Origin of the sequence: Methylosinus trichosporium OB3b (assembly GCF_002752655.1) — a bacterium.
In the GTDB taxonomy this organism is placed as follows: domain Bacteria; phylum Pseudomonadota; class Alphaproteobacteria; order Rhizobiales; family Beijerinckiaceae; genus Methylosinus; species Methylosinus trichosporium.
Map to the genome: position 1 here is coordinate 1243188 of NZ_CP023737.1, position 12716 is coordinate 1255903.

At 66.2% G+C, this 12716-nt stretch carries 12 protein-coding genes, 1 tRNA gene and 1 pseudogene; 6 read left to right on the forward strand and 8 right to left on the reverse strand.

Annotated features, from left to right (window positions below; translation table 11 throughout):
• Positions 1-16: 16 nt before the first annotated feature.
• From CQW49_RS05905 to CQW49_RS05925, 5 genes are all read right to left on the reverse strand, one after another.
• On the reverse strand, positions 17-508 hold the full coding sequence (locus CQW49_RS05905) for a GNAT family N-acetyltransferase (protein ID WP_003614612.1): 492 nt from the start codon (positions 506-508) through the stop codon (positions 17-19).
• Positions 509-517: 9 nt separating this feature from the next.
• Positions 518-1207 carry a tRNA (adenosine(37)-N6)-threonylcarbamoyltransferase complex dimerization subunit type 1 TsaB gene (tsaB, locus tag CQW49_RS05910; protein WP_003614611.1) on the reverse strand — a complete coding sequence of 230 codons (690 nt, stop codon included), beginning with the start codon at positions 1205-1207 and terminating at the stop codon, positions 518-520.
• A 44-nt stretch (positions 1208-1251) separates the two neighbouring features.
• Positions 1252-1803, reverse strand: coding sequence for a NifU family protein (locus tag CQW49_RS05915; RefSeq protein WP_003614610.1), 552 nt, complete (start codon positions 1801-1803; stop codon positions 1252-1254).
• 406 nt (positions 1804-2209) lie between these two features.
• On the reverse strand, positions 2210-2920 hold the full coding sequence (locus CQW49_RS05920; protein WP_003614609.1) for a L,D-transpeptidase: 711 nt from the start codon (positions 2918-2920) through the stop codon (positions 2210-2212).
• 158 nt (positions 2921-3078) lie between these two features.
• Positions 3079-3498 (reverse strand): GFA family protein, encoded by a 420-nt coding sequence (locus CQW49_RS05925; RefSeq protein ID WP_003614606.1) that lies wholly within the window; start codon positions 3496-3498, stop codon positions 3079-3081.
• A gap of 170 nt (positions 3499-3668) precedes the next feature.
• On the opposite strand from CQW49_RS05925, the gene CQW49_RS05930 reads away from it, so the two are divergent.
• A complete protein-coding gene (locus CQW49_RS05930; protein WP_003614605.1) occupies positions 3669-3890 on the forward strand; it encodes a hypothetical protein in 222 nt (73 codons plus the stop codon).
• 149 nt (positions 3891-4039) lie between these two features.
• On the opposite strand, the gene CQW49_RS05935 is transcribed toward CQW49_RS05930, so the two are convergent.
• The gene (locus CQW49_RS05935) at positions 4040-4870 is read right to left on the reverse strand and encodes an amino acid kinase family protein (RefSeq protein ID WP_003614604.1); all 831 of its coding nucleotides are present in this window, start codon (positions 4868-4870) and stop codon (positions 4040-4042) included.
• Between the two features lie 6 nt (positions 4871-4876).
• Entirely contained in the window at positions 4877-5689 is an 813-nt protein-coding gene (locus tag CQW49_RS05940; protein WP_003614603.1) for an amino acid kinase family protein, read from the reverse strand.
• Between the two features lie 397 nt (positions 5690-6086).
• Between CQW49_RS05940 and CQW49_RS25455 the strand changes: the two are divergent.
• The 4 genes and pseudogenes from CQW49_RS25455 to CQW49_RS05955 form a co-directional block, all read left to right on the forward strand.
• Positions 6087-8156, forward strand: a pseudogene (locus CQW49_RS25455) (protoglobin domain-containing protein); the annotation flags it as partial.
• Positions 8157-8350: 194 nt separating this feature from the next.
• Entirely contained in the window at positions 8351-9505 is a 1155-nt protein-coding gene (locus tag CQW49_RS25460; RefSeq protein ID WP_244593400.1) for a response regulator, read from the forward strand.
• Positions 9505-10332, forward strand: a complete 828-nt coding sequence (locus CQW49_RS05950) for a CheR family methyltransferase (protein WP_003614600.1) — start codon at positions 9505-9507, stop codon at positions 10330-10332. The genes CQW49_RS25460 and CQW49_RS05950 overlap by 1 nt, the downstream gene beginning before the upstream one ends.
• Positions 10329-11939, forward strand: coding sequence for a hybrid sensor histidine kinase/response regulator (locus CQW49_RS05955; protein ID WP_003614593.1), 1611 nt, complete (start codon positions 10329-10331; stop codon positions 11937-11939). The genes CQW49_RS05950 and CQW49_RS05955 overlap by 4 nt, the downstream gene beginning before the upstream one ends.
• 141 nt (positions 11940-12080) lie before the next feature.
• On the opposite strand, the gene CQW49_RS05960 is transcribed toward CQW49_RS05955, so the two are convergent.
• Positions 12081-12165: transfer RNA gene (locus CQW49_RS05960), tRNA-Leu, on the reverse strand.
• 202 nt (positions 12166-12367) lie between these two features.
• Between CQW49_RS05960 and CQW49_RS05965 the strand changes: the two genes are divergently transcribed.
• Positions 12368-12703 (forward strand): con-10 family general stress protein, encoded by a 336-nt coding sequence (locus CQW49_RS05965; protein WP_003614591.1) that lies wholly within the window; start codon positions 12368-12370, stop codon positions 12701-12703.
• Positions 12704-12716 lie beyond the last annotated feature (13 nt).

Sequence of the window (12716 nt, forward strand, 5' to 3'; positions counted from 1 at the left end):
CGAAGAGCGCGCGCCGTCACAGCTCGCAGCGCATGGTCAGCGCCGCCAACCGCTCGCCGGAGGGATGCTTATAATAATTCTCGCGCCGACCGATCGTCTGAAAGCCGAGGCGCTCATAGAGCTTCAGCGCCGCGGCGTTGTCCTCGCCGACCTCGAGGAAGACGAGGCGCGCGCCGCCGCGCTCGAGATTGGTGAGATGAGCGGCGAGCAGCTCGCGGCCGAGCCCCGCGCCGCGACGCTTCGGATCGACGGCGAAGGTCAAAATCTCGGCGTCCGGCGGCAGCAGCCGCGAGAGCGCCATGCCGCCGACCTCGTCCTTCAGCAGCTTGTCGTTGAAGGCCCCGTCGGCGAGCACATTCGACTCGGTCAGCATGGTCTCGAAATCGATCTTCGACCAGGGAAAGGCGAAGGAGGCGGCATGGAGGCGCGCGCAATCGGCGGCGTGCTCCGCGCCGATCGGGCGGATGGCGAAGCGCGGCTTGGGAAAGAGGTTCGACAACAGATACATCCGACGTGCTCAGGCGCCGATGGAGGCGTCGGCGGCGCCGCGGCCCTGGGGCTTGGCGTCGGGCGCCTTCAGATAGAGCGGACGCGCCGGGGCCGTGTCGGGATTGGCGGCGAGGCCGAGGCGGGCGACGAGGGCGATGTCCGGCGCGGCGCGCGCATCGGCGATCTCGGCGACGACGCCGGAGGCGCGCGCCTCGGCGGCGAGCAGCGGCGCGCCGGAGCCGACGAGCTTCAGCGGACCGTCGCCGAGCGCCCGCAGCGCCTCATGCGCGCCGACGCGGCGCGGCGTCAGCAGCGTGCGCCCGTCAGGGCCATAGGCGGTCACATAGACATGGCCATGGCGCGCGTCGACGGCCGCCGCCACCACGCCGTCGAAAGGCTCGAGAATATGCGGCGCCGCCAGCGCCGCCAGCGTCGACACGCCGACGACGGGAACGCGCAGCGCCAGCGCAATGGCCTGGCCGGCGGCGAGGCCGATGCGGATGCCGGTGAAGGAGCCGGGGCCGACGGTGACGGCGACGCGGTCGATCGAGGCGAAGCCGCCGCCCGCCGCGACGACGCGCTCGAGCAGCGGCAGCAGCGCCTCCGCATGGCCACGCTCCATCGCCGCCGACTCGCAGGAGAGTGGCGCAGCGACATCGGAATCGATCACGCAGGCGGAGACGGCGGGCAGCGCCGTGTCGATGGCGAGGAGTTTCATCGGCGCCGATTATGCCGTTTTTCGCGCGCCGATCAACGCGGGTCTCACACCTGCTCGACGCTTCGCACCTGCGGCACATAATGGCGCAACAGATTCTCGACGCCGTTCTTCAAGGTCGCCGAGGAGGACGGGCAGCCCGAGCAGGAGCCTTTCATGGCGAGATAGACGATTCCGTCGCGAAAGCCGCGAAAGGCGATGTCGCCGCCGTCCCGCGCCACCGCCGGGGTCACGCGGGTGACGAGCAGCTCCTTCAGCGTCGCGACGAGCTCCGCATCGGCGGGATCGAAGAACTCGGCCGGAGCGGCCTCGCCCTCATCGAGGACAATGGGCGCGCCGGAGGTGAAATGCTCCATGATGGTGCCGAGCACGGCGGGCTTCAGATGCGCCCATTCGGCGTCCGCCTTGGTGACGGAGACGAAATCGGGACCGAACATCACCGCCTCGACGCCGTTGATGGCGAGCAGCGCGCCGGCGAGCGGCGAGGCGGCGGCGGCCTGCGCATCGCGAAACTCGCGCGCGCCCGCGGCGAGCACGGGCCGTCCGGGCAGGAACTTCAGCGTGGAAGGGTTGGGGGTGGACTCGGTCTGGATGAACATGAGGTCTGCTCCGCAGCGTCCGGTTCAAGGCCGGCGTGGCGATAAGGCGCTCTGTCTAACATGAAATAGGGAGCGCTGCAGCAAGGAGGGAGAGAATGGGAGGGATCGAGTGAAGGATAAGATCCCCGACCCTCGTCCAGAGGAGCCGCTTAGGCGGCGTCTCGAAGGGCGGCCGTGGAGCGAAGGCTTTAATCCCCCCACTCCCCGTCCCCTCGTGCGGCCGGCGGCTTGCCTCGTTCTACCGCGTCACGAGAAGCCGCAACGATTGGGGCGGCGTCATTGCGAGGAGCGAAGCGATGAAGCAATCCAGAGCGGCCGCGCGGCTCTGGATTGCTTCGCTTCGCGCGCAATGACGGCCCCGTTTACATTGGGTTACATCACGATATCGGTAAGTGACGCAGGAGAGCTAGGCGGGCAGCATGATCACCTTCGTCTTGATCGGCGTTCGCGCATAGAGGTCGATCATGTCCTGGCTGAGGAGGCCGGTGCAGCCGCTGGTGATGCCGGCGCCGATCGTCTCGGGGTCGCTGGTGCTGTAGATCGTGTAGACCGTGTAGACGCCGTTCTTATAGAGATAGAGCGCGCGGGCGCCGAGCGGATTGTCCAGACCTCCCGGCATGCCGCCGGCATATTGGCGCGCCTCCGGCTGGCGCGCGATCATCTCCTTGGGCGGCGTCCAAATGGGCCATTCGGCCTTGCGCCCGACATAGACCTCGCCGCTCCACAGGAAGCCGGAGCGGCCGACATTGGCGCCGTAGCGCGTGGCCACACCGTCGCCTTCGATGCGGTAGAGATGATATTTGCCGGGATCGATGACGATCGTGCCGGGCGCTTCTTTGGAGTCGTAGCGCACCGTCTGGCGAAAATACTTCGGGTCCATCTTGCTGACATCGACAGCCGGTATCGGGAATTTCTCGCTCGGGACCGGCGCGTAGAGCTTTGCCGCCTCGGCGCGGCGCATGCCGTCGGTGTCCACGCAACCGGCGAGCCCCAGCGCGCCGAGACCGACGGTAGAGCCGAACAGAAACGACCGGCGGTCGAGACTCGCCGACCCGAACTCAAGCAGAGCCCGCTCGCTTCTTTTGCCGACGTCGGCATTCCCATCGTCCATGATCATGACTTTGAAGCTTCCCATACGCGGTATGCCGTGGAGAAATGTCTCTCGGCATCCCATCACTTGCTTTCGGGAAGATTAAAGAATGTCGTTTGTCGTGTCGAGTTCGATTAAGCGTTTGTCCTTACGGGTGAGCCGAGCCACGATCGAGGACCGGCCCGCTACCGCGCCAGCCGCCCCGGCGTCCATCCGCGCCGACGCCGCCCCTCGCGCTCCGCACGCGTCTCGGCGTCGAAATCCGTGATCACCGGCGCCGCCGAAAAAGCGTCGCGCTCGTCGAGCGCATTGACGTTGACGACGCCGAAGAGATGATCGCCATCGATCCAGCTCGCCGCGACGAAGCAGCCGCAGCGCGGGCAGAGATGGAAATCGGTGATTCCCATTCCGAACCGATAGGGCGTCGCCTCGCGCGGCGCAGCGATCTCCAGCCATCCCTTCGGATCGGATATCACGCGGGCGGCGTGGCGCAGGCAGAACCCGCAGGAATCGCGGCGGGGAACGAACTCGCTCGGCGCCAGCGTCGTGCGCAGGCGGACGCCGAGCGAGCCGCAGTGACAGCTTCCCGAAAAGACTCGAGTCATGAGCGACGTCTCCCTCTACCGCGCGAAAAATGATCCCTATCACGGCTCGGGCGTCGCCATGCTGCGGAAAGCGCCGATGTTTTCACGCTTTCCGGCGGCTACGGACTCGGGTAGAACGTCGATATTGGCAGTGCGTTTTTCGGGTCGGACATATTGGGCAGGAGCATAGGATGAGGGCCATTCGAGCCAGAAGCAAAACGGCCGTCGCGGCGTTCGATGTCGAGACGTTCATGGAAAATCTCGCGAGCAAGGGCGTTGTGCTGGGGCTCTATTGCGACGCCTTCGTCCGCGCCTCGCGCACCGCCGAGCTTTCCGACGAGGATCACGCGGCCTTGGCCACGCACAAATCGGAAATCGTCAAATTCCTATTGTGCAATATGAAGCCGGTGTAGGAGCCGAGCCTCGACCGATTCTCGACGCATGAGCCAGCGCAAGCCGGGACCGTCGTTGCGAGCGGAGCGAAGCAATCCAGCGTCGCGGGGCGGCCCCGCGATCGCTTCGTCGCTTCGCTCCTCACAATAGGGGTCTCGTCGCGCGCCCCCTACTCCGCTTTCGCGCTCGTGTGGATGATCGTTCCCACATGCTCGCCGCGCAGCGCCGCGGTGAGGCGGCCGGGGACGAGGCCGTTCACCACCTGCACGCGCTCGATATGGCGCGCGGTCGCCATCACCTCGAGCAGCGCGCGGTCGAAGGGCAGCGGGGCCTTTTGCTTCGCGAGCTCGGCAGCAGTGGTCTCGGCGATGAGCTTCGCCTTTTTCCCGTCCGCCCCCTTGGGATCGGCCGTATAGACCCCGTCCACATCTTCCACGATCGTCAGCCCGGCCGCGCCATAGGCGTCGGCGAGCAGGAAGGCGCCAGTGTCGGCGCGATGCGACGGGATGCGCGAGATCGGGAACTCGTAGTGGTGATAGGGCGGAAAGGCGCTGCCCACCACCGCCCGCGCCGCGGTCAGATGAATCGCGAGCTGCTTGGCGATGGTCGGATGCTCCACATAGGAGACGCCCTCCGGCGCCAGCAGCGAGGCGAGCATATGGCCGTTCTGGCCCGCCTCGTTCGCGGCGAGCGGCGCGAGCGAGCCGACCGGCAGGCCGAGATCGAGGCCGACGCCATAGAGGTGGCGGGCGCGAATGCCCGCGCCTGTCAGAATCAGCAGACGATGCTCGGGCAGAAGCTTGCGGATCTCGTCGACGATGGGGAGAATCGCCTCGGCGCCGCGATCCATGATGGAGCGGCCGCCGATCTTCACCACCTGCAGCCATGGCAGAAGGCGGATCGGGCGCCGCCCGGCGACCGGGCGGGTGAGATCGCCGTCGAGCAGGGTCTGGCGCGCGAGCGGCGAGGCGACGTGCTTGATGCTGTCGGTGTCGGTCATGATCTTCTAGCTCGCGGTGATGATGGTCCCGACATGCTCGCCGGCGAGCGCGCGGGTCAGATTGCCGGGAACGAGGCCGTTGACGACCTGCACCTCACGGATATGGCGGGCGGTATTCAACAGATCGAGCAGCGGGAACTCGAGAATGGAGTCATGCAGGCCCTTGGCCTTCATCTCCTCGACCGAGATCTTCGGGATGAATTTCGCGCTCTTCGACGTCTTGGGATTGGCGGTGAAGAGCCCCTTCTCGTCCTTGACGAAGATCATCGCCTTGCAGCCGAACTGCTCGGCCATGAGGAAGCAGCCGGCGTCGGTGCGATAGGGCGGAATGACGCCCTCGGCCGCCGGTCGGACCCAGAGATGATAGGGCGGCATGCCGCTGAAGACGACGGCGTTGACCTCGGCGAGATAGAGCGGAACCGCCGAGAGCCCGGCGGCCTCGACCGCGGAGATTCCATATTTGGCGAGCAGCTGGCCGAGCATGACCGCATTCTGATCGGCGACCGAGGAGCCGAGCTGCGACAGCACGCCGGCCGGCAGTCCGAGCCCCGCCGCGATCGAATAGAGATGGCGCGCGCGCGTGCCGGCGCCCGTGCCGATCAGCATCTTATGCGTCTTGCGTGCGGCGACGATCTCGTCCACCAGCGGATAGAGCGCCGCGCGGCCGCGGTCGATGACGCTCTGTCCGCCGATCTTGATCACCGTCGCGTCGGGCAGGATGCGATAATCCGCCGACGCCTCCGCCGCCGCCAGCAGTCCGGGGTCGGTCAGAGACCGCTGCATCAGGAGCGCTTCGAGCTCCGCCGTCGTATTGGCCATGGACGCGCCTTTCATCGCTTCGGTTCAGCAAGAAATCTGCGGCTCCGTCGATACTCTCGCAGGCGACGACCGCGCAATATGCGAAATTAATGCGCTTGCCGCAGCGCGACAGGAGAAAACCGCGAGCTTTCGGCCACCGTGGAAAAAACGACGCGAAACGCATCGTTGGTCGAGGCGCGCCTCGGCCTCGACGGCCGTCGCCCATAGCTCCGCCATTGACGCGAGCCGCCTCCATAAATACAAAATTGACCATTCGGCGGCATCGACACCTACGGCTTTCTCCGCGACTTTTGGCGAAGCCCACGATCACGACACCACTCGACGATCGATTTCGAGCGCCGGCTCCGCGATCCCGCTGCGGTCGGGTCCGGGCGAGACGCGAGCGGGCATGGAGCAAATGTCGAGCGACGGAACCCAGGCCAATTTCCTCATCGATCACGCCGCGCTCCGAACGTCGCACGGCCTGGACGAGGCGACCTTCGAGGACGTCCGTTTCGTCGGCGAGGTCTTGATCGCGCGGATTCCCGAGCTGATCGACGATTTCTACGTCTGGCTCGAGACCTTTCCCGAATTCGAGCGCTTTCTCTCCGATCCGCAGCTGCTGGCGCGGCTGAAGCGCCAGCAGCACGATTACTGGCGGGATTTTCTCGGCGCGACGGTCGACGAAGCCTATGTCGAGCGGCGACGCCTGATCGGGCAGGTGCATGCGCGCATCGAGCTCGGCCTGCTGATCTATCTTCTGGCGATGGAGTTCGTCTCCGCCTGGATGCTGCGCGCGATCGACGCCGACGCGCGCCTCTCCGCCCGCCCGTCGGCAGCGCTCTCGATCCGCAGGCTCATTTCCTTCGACTCTGCGGTCGTCGTCGACACTTATGGCGCGCGCACGGCGCAGAGCCTCGAATCGCATCGCGCGCGCCTGCACGAGATCGCCGGCGTGATGCAGGCGGTCACCGAAGGCGATCTCGATCATCGCATCGCGCCCTCCGGAACCGACGATTTACTCGGCGCGACGCTGAACGACATGGTGCGCAGCCTGCGCAACATCGCGCGCGAGATGGAGCTGATCGCCAAGGGCGACTATTCCGCCGATCCGGCGCCGCGAAGCGAGAAGGATCGTCTCGGCGTCTCGCTGCAGGCGATGACGCGCGCGCTCCGCGACGCGGCGGCGCGCAACGAGAGGCAAGTGTGGATCGCCGAGACGCAGACCGCGCTCGGCCGGGCGATGAGCGGCAATCCGAGCCTTCGCGAATTGTCGCAGCGCGTGCTCTCCCTGCTCTGCCGTTCGCTCGACGCGCAAGTGGGCGTGCAATATGTGCTAGAGTCGGGCGGCTCGACGCTTCGCCTCGCCGGCTCCTATGCGGCGGGCGCCGATGCGCCCGCGACGATCGAGCTCGGCCAGGGGCTCGTCGGCCAGGCCGCGCTGGAGGCGCGGCGCATCATCGTGACCGATATCCCCGAGGACAGCATCCGCATCCAATGGGGCGCCGGCGCCGCGCTTCCGCGCCAGCTCGTGATTTTTCCGCTGATCCACGACGGCGTCGTGCGCGGCGCGATCGAGCTCGGCGCCTTCGCGCGCTTCACGCCGCGCCAGCTCGAGCTCGTCGACATCGTCGCCGCGAGCGTCGCGCAGGCGATCGAGGCCGCGCAATCGCGCGCCAAGATCGAGGAGCTGCTCGAAGAATCACGCGCGCAGGGCGAGGAGCTGACGGCGCAGCAGGAAGAGCTGCGTCAGGTGAACGAGACGCTGGAGGAGCGCACCCATGCGCTGGAGCTGCAGCGCGAGAGCCTGCTCGCCACGGAAGTGGCGTTGCGGCAGAAGGCGACGGAGCTCGAGCGCGCGAGCCGCTATAAATCCGAATTTCTCGCCAATATGTCGCATGAGCTGCGCACGCCGCTGAACAGCGCGCTGATCCTCGCCAAGCTGCTCGCCGACAACAAGAGCAAGAACCTGACGGCCGAGCAGGTGAAATATGCGCAGAGCATCACCTCCGCCGGCAATGATCTGCTCGCGCTCATCGACGACATTCTCGATCTCTCAAAGATCGAGGCCGGCAAGATCGATCTCGAGCTGGAGCCGATCCCGATCATCCCGCTGGCGAACGCGCTGGAGCGCCGCTTCGAGCCGCTCGCGACCGAGCGCAAGCTCGAGCTGCGCATCATCGTCGACCCGCGCTGTCCCGAGACCATCGAGGCGGACGGACAACGCCTTCATCAAATCCTATCCAATCTCCTCTCCAATGCGGTGAAGTTCACCGAAGCGGGACGGGTGCGGCTCACCGTCGAGCCGCACGACGAAAGGCGTCTCGCCTTCACGGTGCAGGACACCGGCATCGGCATCGCCGCCGATCAGCACGAGGTCATCTTCCAGGCGTTTCGACAGGCCAACGGCTCGACCAATCGAAAATTCGGCGGCACGGGACTCGGCCTGTCGATCTCGCGCGAATTCGCCGCGCTGCTCGGCGGCGAGCTGCGGCTGCGCAGCGCCCCCGGCGAAGGCAGCGCCTTCACTTTGCTGCTCCCGCTTCGCGCGAACGCCGTTCCGGCGGCGAGAGCCCCCGCCCCGCCGCCGCGCCGCCTCCGCCTGCATCGGTCGAAGCTTTTGCGCCGGCGATCGAGGACGATCGCACGTCGATCGACGACCCGCGCAGATTCGTCCTCATCGTGGAAGATGATCCGCTATTCGCGCAAATTCTGCGCGACCTCGCGCGCGAGCTCGGCTTCAAATGCATCGTCGCGGGCACGGCCGACGAGGCGTTGCGGCTGGCGAGCGCGTTCCGGCCGGAAGCCGTCGTGCTCGACATCGGCCTTCCCGATCGCTCGGGCCTCACCGTGCTCGAGCTGCTGAAGCGCGATCCGGCGATGCGCCATGCGCCGATCCATATCGTCTCCGTGCATGATTATCAGCAAGTGGCGCTGGAGATGGGAGCGGTCGGCTATATTCTGAAGCCGGCCAAGCGCGAGCATCTCGTCTGCGCGTTCCGCCTCCTCGAGGAGCGGCTCTCGCGCGAACGCGGGTCGATCTTGATCGTCGAGGACGAAGGCATGCAGCGCGACGCGCTGATCGATCTCCTCGCCACGGAAGGAACCGACATCGTCGCGGTCGAGACGGCGGAAGGAGCGCTCGAGAAGCTTCGCGATCAGAGATTCGACTGCGTCGTTCTCGATCTGATGCTGCCGGGGGTCAGCGGCTTCGAGCTGCTCGGCGAGCTCAGCCGCAACGAGCGCCACAGCCTGCCGCCGGTGATCGTCTACACCGCGCGCTCGCTGACCATCGACGAGGAGCAGGAGCTCCGGCGCCTGTCGCGATCGATCATCATCAAGGGCGCGCGCTCGCCCGAACGGTTGATCGAGGAGGTGACGCTGTTTCTGCATCAGGCGGAGTCGAAGCTCTCGCCGGAGCAGCAGCATATGCTCGAGCTGGCGCGCAGCCGCGAGTCGGCGCTCGACGGCCGCCGCATCCTGCTGGTCGAGGACGACGTCCGCAATATCTTCTCGCTGACGGCGATGCTGGAGCGAGAAGGCGCCAAGGCGCTGATCGCGCGCACCGGCAGAGAAGCGCTCGAATGTCTCGACCGCGAAGCGTCGATCGACTTCATCCTGATGGACATCATGATGCCGGAGATGGACGGATTGGAGGCCATCCGCCAAATTCGCGCACGCAAGGAATTCGCCTTCGTGCCGATCATCGCTCTGACCGCCAAGGCGATGTCGGACGACCGCGAGAATTGCCTCGAGGCCGGCGCCAATGATTATGTGGCCAAGCCGATCGACGTCGAGAAGCTGCTCTCGTCGATGCGCGTATGGATGCCGAAGTAATGGGCTCTCGATCGCAACAAACCTCGGAGATCGAGCTCGATCTTCTGCTCGAAGCCATCTATCGCGTCCACCAATACGACTTTCGCGGCTATGCGCGCTCGTCGCTGCGTCGCGGCGTCTCGCGCGCGCGCTCGGCGCTCGGCTGCGCGACCATCACCGAGCTGCTCGACCGCGTGGTTCACGACAAGAGCGCATTCGCCGAGTCGCTTCGCCATTTGACGATTCAAGTCAGCGATCTCTTCCGCGACCCGAGCTATTTTCGGTTTCTTCGCGAAATCGTCGCGCCGCACCTCGCCACCTATCCGTCGCTGCGGATTTGGATCGCCGGTTGCGGGACCGGCGAAGAGGCCTATTCGATCGCCATCCTCCTTCACGAGGAAGGATTGCTCGGACGCTCGCTCGTCTATGCGACCGACATAGACGCCGAGAGTCTCGAGGTCGCGCGCGCCGGCTCCTATGAGGCGTGGCGCATGGGCCCTTTCGAGGCGAGCTATCGCGCCTCGGGCGGCCGCGCGAGCATATCGGACTATTTCATTGTTTCCGGCGCGCGCGCGGCTGTCGCGCCTTTGCTGCGCAGCCGCATCTGCTTTTGCGACCACAGCCTCGCGACCGACGCCTCCTTCACGGAGGCGCAGCTGATCTCGTGTCGAAACGTATTGATCTATTTCGATCGGGAGCTGCAGAATCGCTGCGTCGCGCTGTTTCGCGATTCGCTGTGCGCGCGCGGCTTTTTGGGATTGGGCCACGGCGAGACGCTGGCGTTCTCACATCATGCCGGCTTCCTGGAGCTCGTTTCGAGTCATGAGCAGATTTATCGGGTGAGATGATGAAGGCCGTCGAGAACACGCCATCGGATCGATCGCTCCGCCCACCGCCGCTGATCGACGACGCCGACGAGAACGCCGCGGGCGAGCGCCCCGTCGTTCTCATCGTCGATGATTCCGCGGATAATCTCCTGGCGCTGGAAGCGATGCTGAGATGCGACGACTTCGTGATCGCGACCGCGCTCTCGGGCCGCGCCGCGCTCGACATTCTTCTCGCCCATCATGTCGCGGTCGCCATCATCGACGTGCAGATGCCGGAGATGGACGGCTTCGAGCTCGCGACGCTGATGCGCGGCGTCGAGAAGACCCGCGACGTGCCGATCGTCTTCGTCACCGCCGGCTCGCGCGAGACGTCGCGAATGTTCAAAGGCTATGAGGTCGGCGCGGTCGATTATCTGTGGAAGCCGATCGACGAGCAGATCCTGCGCAGCAAGGTGGATGTGTTCGTGCGTCTCGAGCGGCAGCGGCAACAGCTGCTGCAGGCGGAACGGATGCGCGAGATGTTCGTCGCCATTCTCGGCCATGATCTGCGCAATCCGCTTCAGGGGATCAAGACGGCGACCGAGCGCACGATGCGGCTCACACAGGACGAGGAGGCGCGCAAGACGCTGGAATCGATCCGCCAGAGCGGCGACCGTATGGCGCGCATGATCGCGCAAATCCTCGACGTCACGCAGATGCGGGCCGGCGCCGGGCTGACCATTCGCCGGGCGCCCACCGAGCTGAGCCTCGTCGTCGAGCAGATCGTCGATGAATTCTCGGCGCATCGGCGTCTCTTGCGTGTCGAATATAGCGGCGACACGCGCGGCGTCTGGGACGCCGACAGGCTCTTGCAGCTCGTGTCCAATCTCGTCGGCAACGCCGTCGAGCATGGGCCGCCGGGCGGCCATGTGCATGTGCGGGTCGACGGCCGCGCGCCGGCCTGGGTGAAATTCGAGGTGCATAACGGCGGCTGCGGCCTGCCCAAGCAACTGCGCGACGTGCTGTTCGAGCCGTTTCGCAGCGGCGACCGCACGCGCGGCCTCGGTCTCGGCCTGTTCATCTGCAAGCAGATCGTCGAAGCCCATGGCGGCGCGATCGACGTCGAATCGACCGACGAGACGGGAACCGCGATTCGTATCTCGCTTCCACGGCGCCACGCGGACGACGCGCCGCTGCCAGCCCCGCTCGCGTCTGGACGGAGCCCGCAGGCAAGCGCGGCCGCGGGGCCCTCGCCGATCACGGAAACGCGGCGGGTGATCCTGCTCATCGACGACGACGTGGGCGTTCGCGAATCGCTCGAGCTCGCCCTCATGCTCGAGGGCTTCACCGTCGTGGCGGCGGCCGATGGCGATGGGGCCGCCGCGCGCATCGTCGACGAGCGCGTCGCGCCGGATCTCATCGTGAGCGATTTTTTCCTGCGCAAGAGCGCAACCGGATCACAGGTCGTGATGCGGCTGCGCGAGCTGCTCAATCGCGACGCGCCGGCGATCATCCTGACCGGAGGCGGATCGCTGGTCCCGGCGCACCGCACCGCGCTCGCGAACAGCGTGCGTCTCGGCAAGCCGGTGGAGATCGAGCAATTGACGCGGACGATCTACGATCTGCTGTCCCGCGCCACGCCCGATTGAGCGCTGGCGTTGAACATATTCGTCGAGAAGGGAGGCGCGAGATTTGGGCGCGCGGGGGAGACGTGCTCGAGAGCAAGACATGCGCGAGGCGCCGACCGGTCGCCCGTGTCGAGCTCTCGCCATATCGGCGAAGAACTCGAATGGTGCCCAAGAGAGGACTCGAACCTCCACGGCTTTCACCACTGGTACCTGAAACCAGCGCGTCTACCAATTCCGCCACCTGGGCCCGCCGCTCTCATACGGGCCTCGGCCTCGCCTTGTCAACAGCTCCCGCCGCCCTTTCCGCAACCTTTGCCGCGCGGCCGCCGCCTCACGGCGCAACGCACGGGAAATACAGCTGTTTTTTCTGGGCTTCGAACATGCGGGCGTGGGAACCTTTCGCGCCGGGCGCGGGTTGTGGGAGAAGCGGGGCGATCGGGAGAAGGACCATGCAGAAAGGTCAGGCTCGGGAGCCGACCGGGCGCGAGGCGGCCAAGCGCGGCTTCGCCGCCATGGACGAAGCCAAGCAGCGCGAGATCGCCCGCAAAGGCGGCGAAAGCGTTCCCGCAGAGAAGCGCAGCTTCTCGAAAGATCATGATCTCGCCGCGCAGGCCGGACGCAAGGGCGGGCAGAGCGTTCCGGCTCAGGAGCGCAGCTTCTCGAAGGACCGCAATCTCGCCGCCGAGGCGGGACGCGAAGGCGGCAAGAAGTCGAGTGGTCCGCACGCCAAGACGGCGGGGAGCGAGAGCCCCTCCAAACCGGGCCGCAAGAGCGCGGACAGCTGACGCCTCGCGGATG

Bases quoted from the DNA above. Each gene is read 5' to 3' on its own strand.
- CQW49_RS05905 (WP_003614612.1), bottom strand. From the start codon at position 508: ATGTATCTGTTGTCGAACCTCTTTCCCAAGCCGCGCTTCGCCATCCGC.
- tsaB (WP_003614611.1), bottom strand. From the start codon at position 1,207: ATGAAACTCCTCGCCATCGACACGGCGCTGCCCGCCGTCTCCGCCTGC.
- CQW49_RS05915 (WP_003614610.1), bottom strand. From the start codon at position 1,803: ATGTTCATCCAGACCGAGTCCACCCCCAACCCTTCCACGCTGAAGTTC.
- CQW49_RS05920 (WP_003614609.1), bottom strand. From the start codon at position 2,920: ATGATCATGGACGATGGGAATGCCGACGTCGGCAAAAGAAGCGAGCGG.
- CQW49_RS05925 (WP_003614606.1), bottom strand. From the start codon at position 3,498: ATGACTCGAGTCTTTTCGGGAAGCTGTCACTGCGGCTCGCTCGGCGTC.
- CQW49_RS05930 (WP_003614605.1), top strand. From the start codon at position 3,669: ATGAGGGCCATTCGAGCCAGAAGCAAAACGGCCGTCGCGGCGTTCGAT.
- CQW49_RS05935 (WP_003614604.1), bottom strand. From the start codon at position 4,870: ATGACCGACACCGACAGCATCAAGCACGTCGCCTCGCCGCTCGCGCGC.
- CQW49_RS05940 (WP_003614603.1), bottom strand. From the start codon at position 5,689: ATGGCCAATACGACGGCGGAGCTCGAAGCGCTCCTGATGCAGCGGTCT.
- CQW49_RS05950 (WP_003614600.1), top strand. From the start codon at position 9,505: ATGGGCTCTCGATCGCAACAAACCTCGGAGATCGAGCTCGATCTTCTG.
- CQW49_RS05955 (WP_003614593.1), top strand. From the start codon at position 10,329: ATGATGAAGGCCGTCGAGAACACGCCATCGGATCGATCGCTCCGCCCA.
- CQW49_RS05965 (WP_003614591.1), top strand. From the start codon at position 12,368: ATGCAGAAAGGTCAGGCTCGGGAGCCGACCGGGCGCGAGGCGGCCAAG.